Annotated in this window: 20 protein-coding genes and 2 pseudogenes; 21 read left to right on the top strand and 1 reads right to left on the bottom strand. The window is 42.1% G+C overall.

Going from position 1 to position 22,634, the window contains the following annotated elements; genetic code table 11:
- Positions 1-69 precede the first annotated feature (69 nt).
- From dapB to ACDD58_RS16960, 15 genes and pseudogenes are all read left to right on the top strand, one after another.
- Positions 70-837: a 4-hydroxy-tetrahydrodipicolinate reductase gene (dapB, locus tag ACDD58_RS17030; protein WP_370778766.1), complete on the top strand. Its 768-nt coding sequence runs from the start codon at positions 70-72 to the stop codon at positions 835-837.
- 96 nt (positions 838-933) lie between these two features.
- A complete protein-coding gene (locus ACDD58_RS17025; RefSeq protein WP_370778501.1) occupies positions 934-2,898 on the top strand; it encodes a fructose-1,6-bisphosphatase in 1,965 nt (654 codons plus the stop codon).
- A gap of 83 nt (positions 2,899-2,981) precedes the next feature.
- Complete coding sequence (locus ACDD58_RS17020) at positions 2,982-3,809, top strand: deoxyribonuclease IV (RefSeq protein ID WP_241070709.1); 828 nt, start codon at positions 2,982-2,984, stop codon at positions 3,807-3,809.
- 100 nt (positions 3,810-3,909) lie between these two features.
- Positions 3,910-3,957 (top strand): annotated as a pseudogene (locus ACDD58_RS17015) (hypothetical protein); the annotation flags it as partial.
- 37 nt (positions 3,958-3,994) lie between these two features.
- Complete coding sequence (locus ACDD58_RS17010) at positions 3,995-4,159, top strand: hypothetical protein (protein ID WP_370778777.1); 165 nt, start codon at positions 3,995-3,997, stop codon at positions 4,157-4,159.
- 63 nt (positions 4,160-4,222) lie between these two features.
- Positions 4,223-4,501 carry a hypothetical protein gene (locus ACDD58_RS17005; RefSeq protein ID WP_370778500.1) on the top strand — a complete coding sequence of 93 codons (279 nt, stop codon included), beginning with the start codon at positions 4,223-4,225 and terminating at the stop codon, positions 4,499-4,501.
- A 677-nt stretch (positions 4,502-5,178) separates the two neighbouring features.
- Entirely contained in the window at positions 5,179-6,645 is a 1,467-nt protein-coding gene (locus ACDD58_RS17000) for an aminotransferase class I/II-fold pyridoxal phosphate-dependent enzyme (RefSeq protein WP_370778499.1), read from the top strand.
- Positions 6,646-6,674: 29 nt separating this feature from the next.
- On the top strand, positions 6,675-7,538 hold the full coding sequence (speE, locus tag ACDD58_RS16995; protein ID WP_117919687.1) for a polyamine aminopropyltransferase: 864 nt from the start codon (positions 6,675-6,677) through the stop codon (positions 7,536-7,538).
- Between the two features lie 134 nt (positions 7,539-7,672).
- Positions 7,673-8,932, top strand: a complete 1,260-nt coding sequence (locus tag ACDD58_RS16990; RefSeq protein ID WP_370778497.1) for a saccharopine dehydrogenase family protein — start codon at positions 7,673-7,675, stop codon at positions 8,930-8,932.
- Positions 8,933-9,014: 82 nt separating this feature from the next.
- On the top strand, positions 9,015-10,148 hold the full coding sequence (nspC, locus tag ACDD58_RS16985) for a carboxynorspermidine decarboxylase (protein WP_370778764.1): 1,134 nt from the start codon (positions 9,015-9,017) through the stop codon (positions 10,146-10,148).
- Complete coding sequence (locus tag ACDD58_RS16980; RefSeq protein ID WP_370778496.1) at positions 10,120-11,454, top strand: agmatine deiminase family protein; 1,335 nt, start codon at positions 10,120-10,122, stop codon at positions 11,452-11,454. The genes nspC and ACDD58_RS16980 overlap by 29 nt, the downstream gene beginning before the upstream one ends.
- Before the next feature lie 999 nt (positions 11,455-12,453).
- Positions 12,454-12,663 carry a hypothetical protein gene (locus tag ACDD58_RS16975; protein ID WP_370778494.1) on the top strand — a complete coding sequence of 70 codons (210 nt, stop codon included), beginning with the start codon at positions 12,454-12,456 and terminating at the stop codon, positions 12,661-12,663.
- A 296-nt stretch (positions 12,664-12,959) separates the two neighbouring features.
- Positions 12,960-13,838 (top strand): N-carbamoylputrescine amidase, encoded by an 879-nt coding sequence (gene aguB, locus ACDD58_RS16970; RefSeq protein ID WP_117922614.1) that lies wholly within the window; start codon positions 12,960-12,962, stop codon positions 13,836-13,838.
- A 29-nt stretch (positions 13,839-13,867) separates the two neighbouring features.
- Complete coding sequence (locus ACDD58_RS16965; protein WP_370778493.1) at positions 13,868-14,254, top strand: hypothetical protein; 387 nt, start codon at positions 13,868-13,870, stop codon at positions 14,252-14,254.
- Positions 14,255-14,301: 47 nt separating this feature from the next.
- Positions 14,302-14,565 (top strand): hypothetical protein, encoded by a 264-nt coding sequence (locus tag ACDD58_RS16960; protein WP_330418458.1) that lies wholly within the window; start codon positions 14,302-14,304, stop codon positions 14,563-14,565.
- A gap of 1,156 nt (positions 14,566-15,721) precedes the next feature.
- On the opposite strand, the gene asnA is transcribed toward ACDD58_RS16960, so the two are convergent.
- A complete protein-coding gene (gene asnA, locus ACDD58_RS16955) occupies positions 15,722-16,732 on the bottom strand; it encodes an aspartate--ammonia ligase (RefSeq protein ID WP_117922609.1) in 1,011 nt (336 codons plus the stop codon).
- Positions 16,733-16,998: 266 nt separating this feature from the next.
- Here asnA and ACDD58_RS16950 point away from each other — a divergent pair, with 266 nt between their 5' ends.
- From ACDD58_RS16950 to ACDD58_RS16925, 6 genes and pseudogenes are all read left to right on the top strand, one after another.
- Positions 16,999-18,981: a methyl-accepting chemotaxis protein gene (locus ACDD58_RS16950; protein WP_370778492.1), complete on the top strand. Its 1,983-nt coding sequence runs from the start codon at positions 16,999-17,001 to the stop codon at positions 18,979-18,981.
- A 15-nt stretch (positions 18,982-18,996) separates the two neighbouring features.
- Positions 18,997-19,971: a sugar ABC transporter substrate-binding protein gene (locus ACDD58_RS16945; protein ID WP_186899125.1), complete on the top strand. Its 975-nt coding sequence runs from the start codon at positions 18,997-18,999 to the stop codon at positions 19,969-19,971.
- Between the two features lie 15 nt (positions 19,972-19,986).
- Positions 19,987-20,496 carry a DNA-deoxyinosine glycosylase gene (locus ACDD58_RS16940; RefSeq protein ID WP_186899126.1) on the top strand — a complete coding sequence of 170 codons (510 nt, stop codon included), beginning with the start codon at positions 19,987-19,989 and terminating at the stop codon, positions 20,494-20,496.
- Between the two features lie 32 nt (positions 20,497-20,528).
- Positions 20,529-20,954 (top strand): transglycosylase, encoded by a 426-nt coding sequence (locus ACDD58_RS16935; protein WP_370778491.1) that lies wholly within the window; start codon positions 20,529-20,531, stop codon positions 20,952-20,954.
- A gap of 13 nt (positions 20,955-20,967) precedes the next feature.
- Positions 20,968-21,714, top strand: a pseudogene (locus ACDD58_RS16930) (hypothetical protein).
- Positions 21,715-21,917: 203 nt separating this feature from the next.
- The gene (locus tag ACDD58_RS16925; RefSeq protein WP_006857030.1) at positions 21,918-22,634 is read left to right on the top strand and encodes an ABC transporter ATP-binding protein; all 717 of its coding nucleotides are present in this window, start codon (positions 21,918-21,920) and stop codon (positions 22,632-22,634) included.

The following is a 22,634-nucleotide window of genomic DNA, read 5'->3' as shown; positions in this document are numbered from 1 at the left end:
AACACCGGAAATGTTGGGGGCAGCGTTTCCGGTGTTGCTTTAAACATAGAAAAGAGAGGAAAAAACAATATGATAAGAGCAATTATGAGTGGATGTAACGGAAAAATGGGACTGGTGATTACTGGAATCTGTAAGGAAGATGCAGATATTGAAATCGTGGCAGGAATCGACCTTTACGATGGCATTAAGAACGATTATCCGGTATTCCCGAATATTTCTGTGTGCGATGTGGCAGCGGATGTGATCATTGATTTTTCCAACGCAAAGGCAGTGGATGATCTTTTAGTATACAGTGTGGACAAGCAGATCCCGGTAGTACTCTGTACAACAGGATTGTCTGAGGAGCAGTTAAAAAAGGTGGACGAGGCATCGAAAAAAGTTGCCGTATTAAAATCTGCCAACATGTCCCTTGGAATCAACATGTTAATGGAATTATTAAAACAGGCAGCAACCATTTTAGCACCGGCAGGTTTTGATATGGAGATTGTTGAAAAACACCATAATCAGAAATTAGATGCACCGAGCGGTACGGCACTTGCACTTGCTGATTCCATGAATGAAGCACTTGACAATGCATATACTTATACTTATGACCGCAGCAAAGAGCGTAAAAAGAGAGAAAAAACAGAGATCGGTATTTCAGCAGTGCGTGGTGGCAGCATCGTAGGAGAGCATGAAGTGATCTTTGCAGGACTTGATGAGGTGATCGAGTTTAAGCATACTGCATATTCCAGAAGTGTATTTGCAAAAGGAGCTGTTCAGGCAGCAAAATTCTTATCCGGTAAACCGGCTGGTTTCTATGATATGGGGGATGTGATAAAGGCTACGATCGCGTAGTGTATTGACAATAAATTAACGTTGGTTGCCCCGGTGCATTTCCTGTGCTAAGATAAAAAGCAGCAAATGAACGTGCAGAAAGAAATGAGGAATACTATGGGGCAGACCGACCTGCGTTATTTAAAAAGTTTATCAAACCAGTATCCAACCATTGCCACAGCGGCAACGGAGATCATTAATTTACAGGCGATTTTAAGCCTGCCAAAGGCAACGGAGCATTTTATCACAGATGTGCATGGGGAGTATGACCAGTTTTTACATGTGTTAAAAAACGGTTCCGGTGCTATTAAGCGGAAAATAGAAGATGAATTTGGCAATGCAATCAGTGCGGCGGAGAAAAAAGCAATCGCCACACTGATTTATTATCCGGAACAGAAATTAGAACAGGTTTTAAAGACGGAAGATAATTTAGAGGACTGGTACAAGGTGACTTTGTACCGTCTGATCCGCATCTGCAAAAATGCATCTTCCAAATATACAAGATCAAAGGTGCGCAAAGCACTGCCGAGAGACTTTGCCTATGTGATCGAGGAACTTCTGACCGGCAGACAGGAGATATCCGATCAGGAGGCATATTATAATGAGATCATCCGGTCAGTCATCCGTACAGGAAGGGCTGCGGAGCTTGTGACTGCGTTCTGTAATCTGATCCGCCGGCTTGTCGTGGATCATCTGCATGTAGTCGGGGATATTTTTGACAGGGGACCATATCCGAATCTGATCATGGATACGCTGATGGAGCATCATTCTGTGGATATCCAGTGGGGTAATCACGACGTATACTGGATGGGAGCAGCGTCTGGAAGTGCTGCATGCATCTGCAATGTGATCCGCATTTCCGCAAAATACGGCAACCTCGATCTGTTAGAGGATGGTTATGGAATTAATCTTGTACCGCTGGCAAGATTTGCGATGAAATGGTATGACAAGGATTCCTGTGATTGTTTTAAACTGGATTACAGGGAAGATGAGTATGATGTACATGACGCATTTTTAGATGAAAAAATGCACAAGGCGATCACAATCATGCAGTTTAAGCTGGAAGGACAGATAATCAAAGAACACCCGGAATTTGAGATGGAAAAAAGGCTTCTGCTTGACAAGATTGATATTAAAAAGGGAACGGTGTGTGTGGAAGGAAAAGAATATCCGCTCAAGGATGTCAACTTTCCGACAATCGACTGGAAAGATCCATATCGCCTTTCGGAGGATGAAGCAGATGTGATAGAGCGTCTGGTGGCGGCATTTACAAATTGTGAAAAACTGCAGCGTCATGTACGTTTTTTGTATACGCAGGGAAGCCTCTACAAAGTATACAATGGCAATCTTCTCTATCATGGCTGTGTGCCGTTAAATGAGGATGGCACGTTCACGAAAGTCAATGTTTTCGGAAAAGAATATACCGGAAAAGAGCTTTATGATGTGCTAGAAGGCTATGCGAGAAAAGGTTATTATGCGATCGACCCGAAGGAAAAGAAAAAGGGACAGGATATTTTATGGTTTATCTGGGAAAACCAGAATTCCCCGGTGTTTGGCAAGGCAAAGATGACAACGTTTGAACGTTATTTTATCGCGGATAAAACGACACATCAGGAACCGAAAAATCCATACTACAGGCTGCTTGAAAAAGAGGAAGTGGTCAACCGTATATTAGAGGAATTCGGACTTGAAGGTGCGGAGGCACACATTATCAACGGTCATATTCCGGTGGAGGCAAAAAAAGGAGAGTCACCGGTTAAATGTAATGGAAAACTTCTGATCATTGACGGCGGTTTTTCTAAAGCATACCAGCCAAAGACCGGAATTGCAGGCTATACGTTGATCTATAATTCTTATGGTCTGGTGCTTGCGGCGCATGAGCCGTTTGAGTCGGTGGAAAAAGCGGTGCAGGATGGAAGCGATATTGTCTCCCACACCGTACTCGTGCAGCAGGTTGTACGGAGAAAAACAGTTGCGGATACGGATATCGGAAAAGGCCTAAAAGAGTCGATCCATGATCTTGAAGAACTGCTCGCAGCATACAGGGCAGGTACGATCGTGGAGAAGAACCGGGCAGAATAAAAGAGCATGCGCGCATACAGACAGGAGTATCATTGTGTGTAAACTTAAGATGCGCGAAGCGCAGTGCAGAAATGAGGATTGATATGTTAATAGGAAATCATTTATCCGCATCGAAAGGTTATGCGGCAATGGGAAAGGCAGCGTTAGCGTTAGATGCCAATACATTTGCTTTTTTTACCAGAAATCCACGTGGTGGAAAGGCAAAAGAAATTGATGAAAAAGACGTGGAAAAGTTTTTAAATTTTGCTAAGGAGCATGAATTTGGCAAGATCGTTGCACATGCGCCGTATACGATGAACCTTTGTGCAGCGAAAGAGGATGTCCGTTCTTTTTCAAAGGAAATGTTATTCGATGATTTAAGACGCATGGAGTATACGCCGGGCAATTATTATAATTTTCATCCGGGTTCCCATGTGGGACAGGGGGCAGATACCGGAATTGAACTGATCGCAGAAGCGTTAAATGAGGCATTAAAACCGGATCAGACAACGACAGTTCTGCTTGAGACGATGGCAGGAAAAGGAACTGAGGTTGGCAGAAATTTTGAGGAATTAAGAGAGATCTTAGACCGTGTGGAATTAAAAGAAAAAATGGGAGTCTGCCTTGATACCTGCCATGTATGGGATGGCGGCTACGACATCGTGAATGATTTAGAGGGTGTATTAAAGGAGTTTGACCGGGTGATCGGGCTTGACCGTTTAAAGGCGGTTCATTTTAACGACAGCATGAATGACTGTGGTTCCCACAAGGACCGCCATGCGAGGATCGGAGAGGGAAAGATCGGCGCAGAGGCAATGCGTCATGTGGCAGTGCACCCGCTTTTAGAGGGAAGACCGTTTATTTTAGAGACACCGAATGATGATGAGGGATATAAAAGAGAGATACATTTAGTCCGGGAGTGGACCAAATAAATATATGTATATACAAAAGAATGTGATTGTATATTGAAAGAAATCGTTATTTTATTACTACGGTATCGTACTGATCGTTCTGTTTGTATTTAACCTTTTTGTGACACCACTTCTGATCAAGAGGCAGGTAACAGAAGTTGACTATGGAACATTCATGAAAATGATCGACGATAAGAATATCGGAGATGTCCAGGTGGAGACTGGAGGATCTCTATATTGGAGATTATGTATCAGCATCCAAGACAGGAAAGACATATGCCTATTATGGTTATCTGTCAACTAGTGGATATTCCAGTTCATCTTCTGCTGCCATCAGTGATGCAAATCCGCTGTCAACACGCAGCAGCTAGATGTTCAAAATTAATTCAGTTACCTGAAAAGGAACAACAGCAACGATCACATTAAAATCAAAAGTGACCGCAGATCAGTTGTTTGGTCTTGCCTGCACTACAAGAAAAGATTATAAGTCCACCATCAAAAAGGGGAATACCTGCCAGTTTAAGATCAAACTGAAAGGAAATGGAAAGACTATAAGTGCAACCGCAACTGCCAAAGTTGGAAGCAATAAGATTACAATCAAAACAAAGAAACTGACAAAGGGTAAAACATATGTGTTACAGGACTGCTACTATGGTGGATGGCTCGATTCCAAAAAGGGTGGCAATAAAAAGATTTCATTTAAAACAAAATAAAATATGAAGAAAAGCAGATATTTATTGCATTTGCCAGATGTGTGTGTTATACTTCAAATCACATGAATGCGAAAATTGTTTTCATGCAAATATTCGTTACAATAGAGAAGAAACAGATCTATTGTTTGCCCACCAAGAGATTGGTTAAGCTCATACGGACAGGCGGGGCAACTGCCGATTGCGGTGTAAGCCGCGTTATTGATTGAGTTAGAAGCTCAAATTTTATAAGTTGATTACGGGGATATCCCGGAATCCAATATCACTTGTGAAACGGTCAATAAGAGTAGTATACGCAAATATTTGCTGGCGATGGTGCCAACGCAGTTGCTGTTCACACATACTGTGTGAGCAGCAACTATTACAGTCCATTTTAAATGCATCTTCGATGCATGGGGTTGTAATTTGGCATTATCTAGTTTCTGGCGCACAGCTTGACAGCAAGTGTCAAGCTTACGACTGAACAGTAACCCAACGCGGACTCTGGAGAAAATAGTTTTTGCAGAATGTAGACAGATTACATAAAGTATGACTATGATGATAACGACGATAGAAGAACAGGTGATGGATGCCTGTTCTTTTTTGTACTTTTGGATATTAATGAATTTATCAGAAAGGCGCAAGCATATAAAGGCAGACATACCGTATTTTTATGGAAGATGAGGGGGTTTTTAGAAGTCATGGACAAAGAGCAGCAGATGCATGCGCCGGTTTATGAAGCATTAGAAAAGTTAAAAAAACGAAGAGTGGTACCGTTTGATGTGCCGGGACATAAGAGAGGAAGGGGAAATCCGGAGTTAGTGGAGCTGTTGGGAGAAAAGTGTGTCAGCTTAGATGTCAATTCCATGAAGCCGCTTGATAATCTCTGCCATCCGGTCTCTGTGATCAAGGAGGCGGAGGAACTTGCAGCGGAGGCATTCCGGGCAGAACATGCATTTTTTATGGTAGGAGGAACCACTTCATCTGTTCAGGGGATGGTGCTTTCCTGCTGCAAGGCAGGGGATAAGATCATTTTGCCGCGCAATGTGCATAAGAGTGTGATCAATGCACTGGTACTCTGTGGAGCGATTCCGGTTTATGTCAATCCGGAGGTGGATGTGAAACTTGGCATTTCGCTTGGCATGCAGGTATCAGAAGTGGAACGTGCGATTCTGGAGAACCCGGATGCAGTGGCAGTACTGGTCAACAATCCAACTTATTATGGAATTTGCTCTGATCTGCGTTCCATTGTAAAAGTGGCACATGAACACAATATGCTGGTGCTGGTGGATGAAGCGCATGGAACACACCTGTATTTTGGGGAGAATCTTCCGGTGTGTGCCATGGATGCCGGTGCAGATATGGCATCTGTTTCCATGCACAAGTCGGGAGGAAGTCTGACACAGAGTTCGCTTCTTCTGACCGGACGGGGCGTGAACTGGGAATATGTCAGCCAGATCATCAATCTGACACAGACGACGAGTGCGTCTTATCTTTTGATGTCAAGTCTTGATATTTCGAGAAGAAATCTTGCACTGCGAGGAAAGGAATCATTTGCAAAAGTAGCACAGATGGCAGAATACGCCAGAGATGAGATCAATTCCATCGGTGGATTTTATGCGTATGGTAAAGATATGATTAATGGCGGCAGTGTCTATGATTTTGATGTGACGAAACTGTCAGTCTATACGCGAGATATCGGACTTGCAGGCATCGAAGTCTATGATCTGCTGCGGGATGAATATGATATCCAGATCGAGCTGGGGGATATTGCGAATATTCTTGCCTATATTTCCATTGGTGACCGGATACAGGACATCGAGCGGCTTGTCGGGGCGCTTGCAGATATCAAGCGGCTGTATTCAAAAGATCCGGCAAAGATGTTAAACACAGAATATATCAACCCGAAAGTTCTGGTGTCGCCGCAGGTGGCATTTTATTCCCAAAAGGAATCTCTGCCGGTACGACAGACGGCCGGAAGAATTTGTGGTGAATTTGTCATGTGCTATCCACCGGGAATCCCGATTTTAGCGCCGGGCGAGATGATCACGCCGGAGATCATTGAGTACATTGTTTATGCGAAAGAAAAAGGATGTTCCATGCAGGGAACGGAAGATCCCGAAGTTGAAAATCTGAAGGTGCTTGCACATGAACCAAAGATGTGTTAGAAATCGGACAGAAGAAGGGAGAAGTAATCATGGAGCTTTGGTTTTCAGATTACCATACAGAAAAAGTAAAGGTATCTATTAAGGTGCAGAAACAGTTATTCGGACTTCAGACAGAGTTTCAGCGGATCGATGTGTTTGATTCGGACGAGTTTGGAAGATTTTTAAGTTCGGATGGAAGTATTGTTTTTTCAGAAAAAGATGAGTTTGTCTATGATGAGATGATCGTACATGTTCCGATGGCAGTACATCCGCATGTAAAAAAAGTGTTAGTCATCGGTGGCGGTGACGGTGGTGTGGCGCGTGAGCTTGGATACTACGATGAAATAGAACAGATCGATGTGGTGGAACCAGATCGTGTGTTCGTGGAGGTATGTAAAGAATTTTTCCCGGATAACGCATGTGGTTTATCGGATGAGCGTGTGACAGTTTACTATGAGGATGGACTTAAGTTTTTGCGGATGAAACATGACGAGTATGATCTGATCATCAATGATGCAATCGATCCGCTTGGGCATACAGCAGGGTTGTTTACCAAGGAATTTTACGGAAACTGTTTCCGTGCCTTAAAGGATGACGGAATCATGGTCTATCAGCATGGAAGTCCTTTTTACGATGAAGATGAGGAATCTTGCCGTGGAATGCACAGAAAGGCAAGTCACAGTTTCCCGATCAGCCGTGTTTATCAGGCACACATACCAACGTGTTCCTCCGGTTACTGGCTGTTTGGATTTGCTTCAAAGAAATATCATCCGCTCGATGATCTGGATGTGAAGCGCTGGAAAGAGCGGAAGATAAAGACATGGTATTATACGACCAACCTGCACAAGGGAGCGTTTATGCTGCCACGGTATGTGGAGGATATGTTAGAGGAAGAGGAAGGCCGTAAGAAATAAAATATACAAAAATTGCCAATAACGTAAAGTATGTTAGTTAGATTCAGACGATAAGAAAATTAAAGATATAAAAGGCATGGAAATTGCGGTCAGAGTGAAAATAAGGATTTTCACATATAAGAAAGGAGATCAAAATGGGAAGATTATTAATTATCGGATGTGGCGGAGTAGCAGGAGTTGCGATTCACAAATGTTGTCAGAACAGCAAAACTTTTACAGAGATCTGTATTGCGAGCAGAACAAAATCAAAATGTGATGCATTAAAAGAAAAACTGGAGAAAACAACAGATACCGTCATCACAACAGCGCAGGTAAATGCGGACAACACAGAGGAGCTGATCGCCCTGATCAAAGAGTATCAGCCGGATGCTGTATTAAATGTAGCATTGCCATATCAGGATTTAACGATTATGGATGCCTGTCTTGCCTGTAAGGTAGACTATATTGATACTGCAAACTACGAACCGGAAGATACCGATGATAAAAAATGGCGTGCTATCTATGAAAAACGCTGCGAAGAAGAAGGATTTACCGCATATTTTGATTATTCCTGGCAGTGGGCATATCGTGAAAAATTTAAGGAGGCAGGAATCACTGCACTTCTTGGAAGTGGGTTTGATCCGGGTGTAACAAGCGTATTTACAGCTTATGCATTGAAGCATTATTTTGATGAGATCGAGACAATCGATATTTTAGACTGCAACGGCGGCGACCATGGTTATCCGTTCGCAACGAATTTCAATCCTGAGATCAATCTGCGTGAGGTTTCTGCAAATGGTTCCTACTGGGAGAATGGTCACTGGGTGGAAACAAAACCGATGGAAATTAAAAGAGAATATAATTTCCCGCAGGTCGGTGAGAAAGATATGTACCTGCTGCATCATGAAGAGATTGAGTCTCTCGCCCAAAATGTGCCGGGAGTAAAGAGAATCCGTTTCTTTATGACATTTGGACAGAGCTATCTGACACATATGAAATGTTTAGAGAATGTTGGAATGCTTTCTACTTCACCGATTGAATATGAGGGCAGGGAGATCGTACCGATCCAGTTTTTGAAAGCACTGCTTCCGGACCCGGCATCATTAGGACCGCGCACTGTCGGTAAAACGAATATCGGCTGTATTTTTACAGGAAAGAAAGATGGAAAAGAAAAGACAATCTATATCTATAATGTCTGTGATCATCAGGAGTGTTATAAAGAAGTAGGTTCCCAGGCAATCTCTTATACGACTGGTGTACCGGCTATGGTCGGTGCAGCTTTGGTTGTTGATAAAGTCTGGGATAAAGATGGTGTATTTAACATTGAGGAATTTGATCCGGACCCGTTTATGGATATGTTAAACCAGTATGGTCTGCCGTGGATCGTGGATGAAAATCCGCAGACAGTAGAATAAAAAATGGGATTTGTGCTGACACACAGGCTTAAGATGTAAATGAAAAAATTCATTGGAAAAGCAGTGCAAGAAGGGGATTATGATGAAATGGCAGGAGATTCCTACCCCATGTTATGTGGTAGATGAAAAGAAATTAAAACAGAATTTAAAAATATTACAAAACCTGGAACAGGAAACTGGCTGCCATGTGCTTTTGGCGCAGAAGGCGTTTTCAATGTTTTCACTGTATCCGCTGATCGGGCAGTATATCAGCGGAACGACAGCGAGTGGGATTTTTGAAGCACGTCTCGGAAAAGAAGAGATGGGAAAAGAAAATCATGTGTTTGCGCCGGCTTATAAGGAAAAAGATATGGAGGAGCTGATTAAAATCTGTGATCATATTATCTTTAATTCCTTTGCACAGTATGAAAAGTACCAGAATTACTTTTTGCAGCCGGAATGTATGGCAAGCGCAGGAATCCGCGTGAATCCGGAGTGTTCCACACAGGAGGGGCATGAGATCTACGATCCGTGTGGACCGGGTTCAAGACTTGGCGTGATTTATGGCGATTTTCCGGGACAACTGCCGGATGGGATCGAGGGACTGCATTTTCATACGCTCTGTGAGCAGAATGTGGATGATCTGATCACGACATGGCATGCATTTGAAGAGAAGTTTGGAAGATATTTAAAACAGGTAAAGTGGCTGAATTTAGGCGGCGGACATCATATCACAAGAGCAGATTATAAGCTGGATGACTTAAAGAACCTGATACACGAAATCAAAGAAAAATATGGTGTGGAAGTTTACCTAGAACCGGGTGAAGCGATTGCACTTAATGCGGGATATCTGGTTACGGAAGTTATGGATATCGTGCATAATGGAATGGACATTCTGATCCTGGATGCATCGGCGGCATGTCATATGCCGGATGTGCTAGAAATGCCTTATAGACCTCCGTTAAAAGACGGTTACCTGCCGGGCGAAAAGCCGTATACATATCGTCTTTCTTCCATGACCTGTCTTGCAGGGGATGTGATCGGTGATTACAGCTTTGCACAGAAAAAACAGGTGGGAGATCGTCTTGTCTTTGAGGATATGGCAATTTATTCCATGGTGAAAAACAACACGTTTAATGGTATGCCGCTGCCTGGAATTGCCGTCTTAAGAGAAGATGGAAATGTGGATATGATAAAGGAGTTTGGTTATGAGGATTTCAAAGGCAGATTGTCCTGAAATGATAAAAGAGACAAATCCCGCGCAGGATGGTTTTTATATGCCGGGAGAATTTGAAAGACATCAGGGGTGTATCATGATCTGGCCGGAGCGCCCAGGCTCCTGGCGAAATGGTGCAAGAGAAGCAGAAGCAGCATTTTCTGCTGTGATCTGCGCGATTGCAGAGAGTGAAACGGTGTATGTTGCTGCAGGAAAAAAAGGGATCGGTCACGCAAAGGCATTTGCACAAAGTTTAAAAGAAGAAGAAAACTTGTATCCGGTGATCGTTTTTGAGATGGAAACGGATGATTCCTGGGCAAGAGATGTTGCACCGACTTTTCTGGTAAAAAATGTAAATAAAAATTCTATTGCATTGACGGCAGACAATCAGATGTCTGTGCAGGCAGATTGTGTGAAAAATAAGAAGGTTTATATACAGGATTTGTGTTCTGGTACCAACATAAGATGCGAAAAAGACAGCACAGGAATGGAGATTCATACGGGGAAAAATCTGTGTATACGTGGCGTAAACTGGAACTTTAATGCATGGGGCGGTACGGTGGATGGATTGTATGCCTCTTATGAAAAAGATAATGCGTTTGCATGGAATTTCTGTAAAAAATTTGGATTTACCTGTTATGATGCCAGACCGTTTGTGTTAGAGGGTGGCTCGATTCACAGTGACGGTGAGGGAACACTGCTCGTTACGGAGTCCTGTCTGCTCAGTGAAGGAAGAAATCCATCACTCACAAAAGGACAGATTGAGGAAAAACTGAAAAGTTATCTGGGTGCCGAAAAAGTTTTATGGCTGCCTCGTGGTATTTATCAGGATGAAACAAATGAACATGTGGACAATGTCTGTGCATTTCTAAGACCGGGAGAGGTTGTCCTTGCATGGACAGACGATAAGAACGATCCGCAGTATGCATTGTCAAAAGCGAGTTTTGATTATTTAAGTTCGGAGTATGATGCAAAGGGCAGAAAACTGATCATTCACAAACTTCCGATTCCGGATACCCCGGTTTGTATCACAAAAGAGGAGCTCGAAGGATATGAATTTGAGGAAGGCGAGGATAAAAGGGAAGTGGGAGAGCGGCTTGCAGCTTCCTATGTGAACTTTTATTTTTCCAATAATGCCGTGGTCATGCCGGCGTTTGGCGGAGAAAATGAACAAAGTGACAGGCGGGCACAGCAGATTATGGCAGAATTATGCCCGGAGAGAAAAATCATACCGGTGTATGCAAGGGATATACTGACAGGTGGAGGAAACATTCACTGCATTACACAGCAGATCCCTGCATATATCGTGAGTTCCTCCGATAAATGATGGTTTGTGGTTAGCTTGAGTTCCCCGGTGAAGGGTGGTTCCGGGGTTTTCGATTGGCAAATTGCATCAAGCCGGGACTGTTTTGTTCCGTTGTCCGAAAATAAGGCAATCTAGGTCTGCCCGCTTAGGTTGTGGTGGAGTGACGTGTGCGTCCTAAATGTGCCGTCCGGGCACATTAGGACTTGTGCTGCCGTCCGTGGCAGCACAACACTGTGTTACGAACAGGCAGACTAAGATTGCCTAATTTTCTTCCAAAGTCACAAAACGAGTCCCGGCTTGATGCGATTTGCCAGCCGCAAGGTTGTGAACCACCCTTCGTCGGGGAACTCATTTTACAACCTTGGGGGTGCGTAAATTTTTGTGACATTCATTTCAAAAAGGTTGAAAAATCTCGACGCAATCTGTTATATCTATGCTTTTAAACATACATACTTGGAATAATAATCTGCATTATTAGTCTGGTAATTTACGAAATGATTAATGTAATGCAACATAGCAGATGAAACTTCAGACAAGTCATCAGGCTGAATATTAATGATACAGCACATTAGGATTTTAAGCATATTTCCATTCGTGCGAATATCAAAAATTCACACCCGCGCCCCCAGTTTTGAGATGAATCGCCCGCCCAAATGGTGTTCATAACCTGAAGTCTGGCATCTTGCGCAAAGCCGGAGCTAATTTTGTGACTTTGGGAGAAAATTAGAAAATCTTGGTATGCCTGTCTACACACAGTGATGTTCTGCCACGGATGGCAGAACAAGGCAGCATCGAGTCATGGATGACTCGTTGTTGCCGTTCACGTCACTCCAAGAAAATCTAATTCAGGCATACCTAGACTTTTCTTATTTTCGTACAACGGAACAAAAATTACTCTGGCTTTGCGCAAGACGCCACTCACAAGCCCACGACACACCATTTGAGCGGGCGATTTATTTCATAAACAAACCAGTATTTATTGCGTAACCAGTGAATATCAGAATATATGGAGGTATTACTATGGCGGAAAGAATAATAGGCCTTATATCATGTGTTATGTGTGCAATCCCTTTTTTATTGTATAAACAATGTTCCATTGCATTTCTCATTACCGGGGCTGGATTTATGGTGATGCCCATTGTGGGAATAATACTGATATGTCTTGACTGTACGCTTGGAATTTATGTTATGTACAAAAAATACAAAAGAATTTTAAATATGTATTCATAACTTTCAATTTTAAGATAGCTTTGTTACCGGACAATATCGAAGAATGGCAATCAGATTGCACTGTATGAAACTTCCGAAAGGAATTTTGCCGGGATCTTTATATAATCCGGACACTATGTTGAAATGTCTGGAGTGGATAAAAGAAAAAAGCAAAGATAAAAATTGTTTGGGAGTATTATGTGCTCATGAATATATGTGATGAAGAAAAAATCTGATTGTGAAACGAAAAGATTTTTATGCCACTTCCACCAAAAAGAAAATTTACAGTAAAAAATAAGAACAGAAAGGACATACACATGAGACAGGTAAAAGTAGCCGCAGTTCAGATGAAATGTGAACCAGAGCAGGAAAAAAATTTGAAGAAGGCAGAAGAAATGATCCGCAAGGCTGCAGCGGAAGGTGCAAATATCATTTTACTGCCGGAACTTTTTGAAAGAGAATATTTCTGCCAGCAACGCAGATATGATTTTTACAGCTATGCAAAACCCGTGAAAGAGAGCGAGGCTGTAGCAATGGGAGTACGCCTTGCAAAAGAATTAGGCGTGGTGCTGCCGGTCAGCTTTTATGAGCGTGATGTCAATAATCTTTATAATTCGATTGCCTGTATTGATGCGGATGGAACAATCCTTGGTGTGTATCGGAAAACACATATTCCTGATGATCATTATTATCAGGAAAAGTTTTATTTTACACCAGGAGATACCGGATTTAAAGTATTTGATACGAAATATGGCTGCATTGGTATCGGAATCTGCTGGGATCAGTGGTTCCCGGAGACGGCGCGTGCGATGGCACTGCTTGGTGCAGAATTATTATTTTATCCGACGGCGATCGGCTCTGAACCGATCTTAGAGTGTGACAGTATGCCGCACTGGAGACGCTGCATGCAGGGACATGCGGCAACAAATCTGATGCCGGTGATTGCGGCAAACCGTATTGGCAGGGAAGAAGTAGAGTCTTGTGATGAAAATGGCGGACAGAAGTCAGCATTGGAATTTTATGGATCATCGTTTCTGACAGATGAAACAGGTGAGTTACTGGTCAGTGCCTCAAGAGATAAAGAAGAAATCTTAAGTCAGACTTATGAATTGGATGAACTTCGGGAAAAAAGACTGGAGTGGGGACTTTTCCGGGACAGAAGACCGGAATGTTATGGAATTATCGCAGGTATGTAATTTATTGAGTATATGATGGAGGCTGCAATATGAACAAAGATCCATTCAAAGAATATATAAAAGAATCAGAGCCTGAAAAGAGAGATAAAGGATATGCATGGCATACTGCAATTGGTCTGCAGGCTGTGGATGGATTAAAAACTTCGCAATATTTAGTTGATACTGCAATTAGAAATATTGAAGGTGATATTTCAATAGATGAAGCCAGTGAATTATTAAACAGTTATTATGAGGAAAATCCTAAGACGGAAAATGATGACAGAACGGAGGAAGCGGATAAGGTTGCACTTAGAATTGCCAAAATTTTATCTGAAAAAGCATTTAGCTTTACTCCGAATGAATATATATCAATCCACAAGAAATTGTTTGTTGGGATTTATAAGCATGCAGGCAAAATATGTGATTATTGCTTTTAGAGGAGAAGAATGAACTCCACAATCGTTCAATGCATATAAGTGGCTCATTGAAAGCGGACATTGAAAATACAAAAGCGGACATTGAAAAAATTTTGACGAATATTGATGATGTTATCGAAAATAAAACAGTTATGCATGTGACTGCTTTATATGAAGAGTGCGGAAGGAATAATGTATTTGGACGTTCTGGTGTTGAGAGAATAACAGGTTTGAAATCTACAAGGGCATCAGAAATCATAAAATTAATGTTAGAAAATGATGTCATAGAGCCTGTTAGAGGGCAGGGAAAAGGAAAATATCGATTCAAATGAAGAAACGATAAATGATGGTTTGTTTATGAAATAAATCATCTCCCTAAATGGTGTATCGTAGGCTTGTGAGTGGCATCTTGCGCAAAGCCGGAGTTAATTTTGGTTCCATTGTACGAAAATAAGAAAAGTCTAAGTGTGTCTGAGTTAGATTTTCTCGGAGTGACGTGACCGGCGTTCAACGAGCCATCCGTGGCTCGTGAAGCCTTGTTCTGCCATCCGTGGCAGAACATCACTGTGTATCTACAGACGCACTAAGATTTTCTAATTTTCTCCCAAAGTCACAAAATTAGCTTCGGCTTTGCGCAAGATGCCAGTATTCAGGTTGTGAACACCATTTGGGTGGGCGGTTCATCTCAAAATGGGGGCGCGGGTGTGGATTTTTGATATTCGCACGAATAAAAATATGCTTAAAATTCTAATGTGCTGTATCATTAATATTTAGCCTGATGACTTTCCAAAATTTTCAGCTGCTGCATTGTATTACATGAAATTTTTCGTAAATTGCCAGATTAATAACGCAGAATATTTTTTCAAATGTGTATGGCAATAAATATGGGCATAGTGGTATATATCGAGGTTTTTGCCAGTGTTGTCAAACAAATAATAAACCATTGAATATAGTTATTTGGAAATCTTTTTTTAATCAGATTCAGACACAAAACACTAAAAATTTACGCACCCAAGGTTGTAAAATGAGTTCCCCGGCGAAGGGTGGTTCACAGCCATGCGGCTGGCAAATCGCATCAAGCCGGGACCTGTTTTGTGACTTTGGGAGAAAATTAGAAACTCTTAGGATGCCTGTCCGTAACACAGTGTTGTGCTGCCACGGACGGCAGCACAAGTCCTAATGTGCCCGGATGGCGCATTTAGGACGCACACGTCACTCCGCCCCAACCTGAATCAGGCATGCTTAGAGTTTCTTATTTTCGGACAACGGAACAAAGCAGTCCCTGCTTGATGCAATTTGCCAATCACAAAACTGCGATATCATCCTTCGCCGGGGAACTCATAGCCCAACAAACCAGTATTTGTAGGGAAAACTTATTCGTAAAAAACACAGGTACATTTTAAAATCTCACAGCAGAGATTAAAAATGTACCTGTGTTTTTATGGATCATTTAAGATAGCAGAACACCTATAAAAACTGTATGCTGAATTATAAAAGCTGAATCCCGTTTTTCTCACACTCTTTTGCGACTGCATCCGGCCACAGAGAAGACTGTACTTCTCCGATATGTGCTTTACGAAGGAAAAACATACAGATACGGGACTGTCCGATTCCACCACCAATGGTATAAGGAAGTTCTTCGTTGATGATTGCTTTCTGGAAAGGAAGTTTTGCACGATCCTCACAGCCTGCTTTTTTGAGCTGGGAGAGAAGTGCTTTCTTGTCAACACGGATACCCATGGAGGAAATCTCAAGTGCAATGTCAAGTACCGGATAGTAGACAACGATATCTGCATTTAAAGACCAGTCATCATAGTCCGGGGCACGTCCGTCATGAGGCTCTCCGTTTTCTAAGGTATCACCGATCTTCATGATACATACGGCACCCTTGGTTTTGGTGATGTAATATTCACGTTCCTTCGGTGTATTGTCCGGGAACATCTCCTCTAATTCCTGGGTTGTGATAAAGAAGATATCATGTGGAAGGATCTCTTCTATATAATCATACTGGATCGCCATGTATTTTTCCGTCTTGCGCAGGCAGTTGTATACAGTGGTGACGGTTTCTTTTAATGTCTCAATATTACGTTCTTCTTTATGGATGATCTTTTCCCAGTCCCACTGATCTACAAAAATAGAGTGGATGTTGTCGGTATCCTCATCTCTGCGGATAGCATTCATATCGGTATACAGTCCTTCACCGTAATCGAAACCGTATTTTTTTAATGCGTAACGTTTCCATTTAGCGAGAGACTGTACGACTTCTGCCTCTTTTCCATTCTGTTCTTTGATATCAAAAGTAACAGGGCGTTCAATACCGTTTAAGTTGTCGTTGAGACCGGATAACGGATCAACGAAAAGCGGAGCAGAAACGCGGGATAAATTCAGGCGAAGTGCAAGCAGGTTCTGGAAAAAATCTTTTACTGTTTTGATTGCAATCTGCGTATCGTGCAGATTTAGTTCTGAATGATAATCTTTTGGAATAATTAAATGTTCCATCTAAGGTTCTCCTCTCTGGTATAAACCACATATTGCGGCATAATACCAATCCCATGTGCCTTGTATATGTATGAAAATGAAATTGACACACTAAGTTATTATAGCACAGCAGACCTCATTTTCAAGAAAAGATCATGTAATTTCTTGAAAAATACATGTATACAATGTAAAAATTAGCGGAAACGATATATGATACATATTGACGAAAAAAAGCAATGATTTTATAATTTATATTGTAAAATTTATGTAAAAAGAGAGGGCAGTTTATGAAAAAGCAAAAGACGGTGTCGATTAAGGCAAAGTTACTTGGTGTCATTATACCGGTCGTGATTGCAATCGTTGTGGTACTTGTTGTGGTTGCTTATCAGATATCTGCAGGAATTATCAAGAAATATTCACAGAATTTACTGCAGTCTTCGGTAGAGAATCAGGCGTCCCAGATTGAAGCGTGGCTGAATGAGAATCTTGCTTCTTTTCAGATGGCGAAGACTACGATCGAGAATTTAAAACCGGATGATGAGGAACTAAAGACCATATTGGACAGTTACTATGGATATAACAGCAATTATCCGGATGGACTTTATGTGGCAGATTCCGCAGGACAGCTTATAACGGCATCCGAATCGACAAAAAAGGAATCCGATGTAACAAACAGTACATGGTATAAAGAAGGTCTTTCCAGAGTCAATATGGCAGTCGGTTCTGCCTATCAGAATGCAGATGGTGTGGACGTGATCAGTGCTTCTGGCATTTTAAATGACGGATCTGATAAAGTACGTGTCATTTCAGCAGACATGACATTAGACCGAATTGCAATTATTGTAAACTCTTTTATTGAGATGAATGACGCGGAAGCATTTCTGGTTGACAAAACCAGTGGAGTGATTCTGGCAAATCGTGATTCTTCTTTGATTTCCCAGACGCTTGGCGCAGAGGGACAGAGTCATTTTTACCAGCTTACAGCAGAAAAAGTTGCGGATAAAGATTATAATTTTGTAACACTCGATGGAAATATGACGGTATTTCAGGAAGTAGAAGGAACAAACTGGCTTTTAGTATCTTACATTCCTACCAGCATTGTACTTTCTGATCTGACACAGCTTCGTAATATTATGATCGTGATCAGTGTGATCTGTATCGCACTGCTCTGTGTTCTAATCGAACGTGTGACACATGTTGTAATTAAACCGGTCAAGGAAATGACAAGAGTTATTGCGGCAATGACTTCCGGTGACTTCACAGTTTCCATCAAGACAAAAGGAAATGATGAAATTGCTGTCATGAGTCATAGTGTGGAGAAATTTATCGTTTCCATGAAGCAGATGATCTCAGAAATGGGTAATGTTTCCGGCAAGTTGAAGAATCAGGCAGATTCCAGCAAGGGTGTTTCCGGTGAGATGAGTTCGGCAGCGGGAATCCAGTCACAGTCCATGAGTGAGTTGAACGCGACGGTTGATCAGTTGTCTGTATCTGTAAATGAGATCGCAGAAAATGCAACACAGCTTGCAGGTGTGGCAGCAGATACCAAGAGCGACAGTGATATGGTTGAAAGCAAGATGCAGGAGACAGTTGCTGTTTCTGAAAAAGGACGTAAGGATATGGAGCGCGTTGGTGAGGCACTCTCAAATATCGAAGTTTCCATTCACAATCTGGAAGAGGCTGTTAATAAGGTAGGAACCGCTTCAGGCGAGATCGTGCAGATCATTAAACTGATCGGTGATATTGCTGACGAGACGAACCTGTTATCTTTAAATGCTTCGATTGAGGCTGCACGGGCAGGTGAGGCAGGAAGAGGATTTGCTGTTGTCGCAACTGAAATCGGCACGCTTGCAAAGAACAGCGCAGATTCCGTAGCACATATTACAGAGCTGATCACAGAGATCAATACATTAGTAGAAGATGCTGTCAGACAGGCAGGAAACAGTGCACAGGATATTTCAGGCAGTGCAGAATTGATCCACACAGCAGTCGATACATTTGATACGATCTTTAAAAATATTCAGGAAACGAGCACGCTGATCGGCAACGTGGTAGATAAGATCAATCAGGTAGACCAGGTTGCTACGAATGTTGCGGCTATTTCTGAAGAGCAGGCGGCAAGTTCCGATGAGATTCTTGCAACATCAGAATCCATGTTACAGCAGGCAAAGAATATTTCAAAGAACAGTGACCAGGTAGAACAGGAAGCAGATAACCTTGCCGTTTCTGCAGATCAGCTTGCAGATCAGGTAAAACAGTTCCGGATATAGAGAGGAGATCGTGCGATGAAGAAATTAATAAGTACTATCATGTGTCTGGCATTGCTCGTAGGATGCCTTGCCGGATGTGGTGGAAATACACAGACAGGTTCAATAGATGGTAAAGGATTAAAGATTCTTCTGTCATTATCACAGGCAGATACTTTCCGAAATGTACTTGTGGCACAGGCACAGCAGACGGCGGAAGAGTGTGGGGCTCAGCTGGATGTATTTGATGCAGAAAATTCCATTGAAAACCAGGTGGAACATATCAAAAAGGCGGTCAGTGAGAATTATGATGTGATTTTATGCGGACCGGTTGATGCTGATACGGCATTCGAATTAGAAGCGCTTGCAGGTGATATACCAATCGTATTTTTTAACAGCTGCCCGGATGAGTCGAGACTTCAGGCTGGGAAATATATTTATGTTGGATCGGATGAATATGTGGCAGGACAGTATCAGGCAGAGTATATTCTAGATAAATTTGCTTCTGCGGATGAGATCAATGTGGTGTTGTTAGAAGGACCGAAAAAACATTCCGCGACAAAAGGAAGATCTGAGTCATTAAAGGATACTTTAAATGCATCAGGGAAAAAGATCAATTATGTCTTTGAAGATAACGCCGACTGGGAGCAGGACCGTGCGGAAGAGATGTTCAATATATTTTTAAAGACAGGACAGAAGTGTGACGTTGCTGTCTGCAACAACGACTCTATGGCACTTGGTATCATTGATGCCTGTGATGCAGCAGGAATCAGTGATGTGACGGTACTTGGAATCGATGCGACTGCAGACGGATGCAAAGCGATTGAAGATGGAAAGATGGACTTTACCGTATACCAGTCCGCAGTTGGACAGGGTGAGAGTGCTGTTTATGCAGCAATCGCACTTGCAACCGGAAAAGATGTGACGACTTTAGAGGGAGCTACCGCAGATGGCTTATATGTATGGGTACCATTTGAAAAAGTAGACAGTTCTAATGTTAAAAATTATGAATAGAAAGCGTACATAAAAATGGAATATACACATGTAAAACACACGTTTTCGCCAGTATATAATGAGGAATCCAGAATATTAATTCTGGGTTCCTTTCCGTCTGTAAAGTCGCGGGAGAACCAGTTTTATTATGGACATCCGCAAAACCGTTTCTGGAAGCTGATAGCGGAAATTTTTAATGAACCGGTGCCACAGACGATTGAGAAAAAGAAAGATTTGCTTTTAACGCATCAGATTGCTGTGTGGGATGTGATCGACTCCTGTGATATTGTGGGTTCTTCTGACAGTTCTATCAAAAATGTTGTGCCGAACGACATGAATGTAATCTTATCGGGGGCAGATATTCAGGGAATCTTTGCAAATGGTGGAAAAGCACATCAGCTTTTTGTAAAATACTGTAATAAAGAGGGAATGCCGCCGCTTGGCAAACTGCCATCCACAAGCCCTGCAAATGCAGCATGGAATTTTGAACGCCTGACGGCGGAATGGAAAGCGGCATTTGGAATGTATTTAGAAATAACAGAATAGAAGATGAAGAACAGCACAGGAAGGGGATAAATTTGAAAAAAGAAGAAATGACAAATATGGATTTCCTGCTTGAGGCAGTGGGAATCGTAGCTGCAATGATTTATCTGGGACTGCAGATTTATTATGGAATCGTATATGGAGTGGCATTTACCGGAATTATTTTAAATGCGGCAATCCTGCTCCTTGTATATATTGGTCTGACACTGCTTGCACGTTATCCGGAAAGGGTAAATAACCTGCCGAAAGAAATATGTAGTGGGAAAATAAGAAAATATACGATCCATATGGTGCGTGCGGTCAAGCTGATCTTTGTGCTCAGCCTTTTATTTACCAGTATCTGTGATGCTGCCGGGGTACAGATCAATAAAGGGTATAGTCTGGTGACGGTTGCATTGATCGTTATTGTGACAGTGGTGTATGAGGGGAAGATCATTAAGCTGCTGCGGAGAAAGAAATAAGCATATTTCTATAATGCAGGCAGCCAACCGTCAGTACAAAGACACTGTATTCCGCATGCTGTTTTCAGAGAAAGAAAATCTCTTATCCCTGTACAACGCAGTGACAGGACATCAGTCGACGATCAATCCCAATATACCATTGCGGGATCTGATCTATATTGGAATCGAGTATCAGCAGTTTGTGAACGATAAGTCACTGTATTCGTCCAAACTGTAGAAGATTCCGGCACCGAAGTTTATGGTGTTTTACAATGGAACCGATGACGTAGAAGACCGTATGGAACTGAAACTTTCATCAGCATATGAGCATCTGGCTGGAGAGCCGGATTTAGAGTTAAAAGTTCTGATGTTAAATGTGAACGAAGGACACAACAAAGAACTGATGGAACAGTGCCAGACATTGAAGGAATATGCCATTTATGTTGCGAGAGTCCGAAAATATGCATCAGAGCTGAATCTGAATGATGCAGTTGAAAGGGCAATCACGGAATGCATCAAAGAAGGAATTTTAGTGGAATTTCTTCGGAAGAATCGCTCGGAGGTAAAGATGGTGAGTATATTAGAGTATGATAAAGAGTGGGAAGAAAAGAAACTCCGAAAGGCAGAATATGAAGCTGGTAAAAGTGATGGGATTGAGATCGCAGAAGCGAGAATGATTCACAATATGATCAAGTCCGGTTTCCCAATAGAGAAAATCATAGAAGTGACAGGAAAGCCAGTTTCAGAAATAGAACAATATTTACAGTCAAAGAGACAGTAAAGACATAATAGTAAGTAAAGACATTATATAAGGCAAAAAGACGATTCTGACCAAAGGAATCGTCTTTTTGCTTGTAATCTGGAAAAGCTGTGATATAATACAAACAAAAGTTAGATAACACTAATAAAAGTAAGGAAAGACTTTAATGCCGTTCAGAATAGATAAGGATATAAGAACAATTCTGTAATGGGAAAGGGGAGCATATGTCAGAAGAAGAAAGAAAATTTTTGGAAATTGTTGATCTGAAAAAAGGGTTTGGAAGCGGGGAAACCCGACAGGAAGTACTTCGGGGAATGAATTTTTCCGTGGCAAAAGGAGAATTTTGTGTGCTGCTTGGACCATCCGGTTCCGGAAAGTCGACGCTTCTCAATATTATCGGTGGAATCGATAGTGCGGACTCCGGTTATATTTCCATCAACGGCGATAAGTTAGAAGAACTCGGAGAGAAGAAGCTGACACAGTACCGCAGAAAACATTTAGGTTATGTATTTCAGATGTATAACCTGATCGCAAATTTAAATGTCAAGGAAAATATTGAGGTTGGTGCATATTTATCAGACAGTCCGCTCGATATTGACGATCTGTTACATACGCTGGGACTTTATGAACACAGGCATAAACTGCCGAACCAGCTTTCCGGTGGTCAGCAGCAGAGGGTTTCCATCGGGCGAGCCATTGTGAAAAATCCGGATATCCTGCTTTGTGATGAGCCGACCGGAGCACTCGATTACAATACCTCCAAGGAAATATTAAAGCTGATTGAGGATGTCAATGTCAAATATGGTAATACAGTTATCATGGTTACACATAACGAGGCAATCCGGCATATGGCAGACCATGTCATCAAACTCCGTGACGGGGCAGTGCGTCATAACGATATCAATGAACATAAAATTTCAGCGGCAGATCTGGAGTGGTAG

It is taken from the genome of Roseburia sp., assembly GCF_041325975.1.
Classification (GTDB): domain Bacteria; phylum Bacillota; class Clostridia; order Lachnospirales; family Lachnospiraceae; genus Roseburia; species Roseburia rectibacter.
The sequence above is the reverse complement of the archived record's forward strand: the minus strand, read 5'-3'. Positions and strand labels throughout refer to the sequence as shown.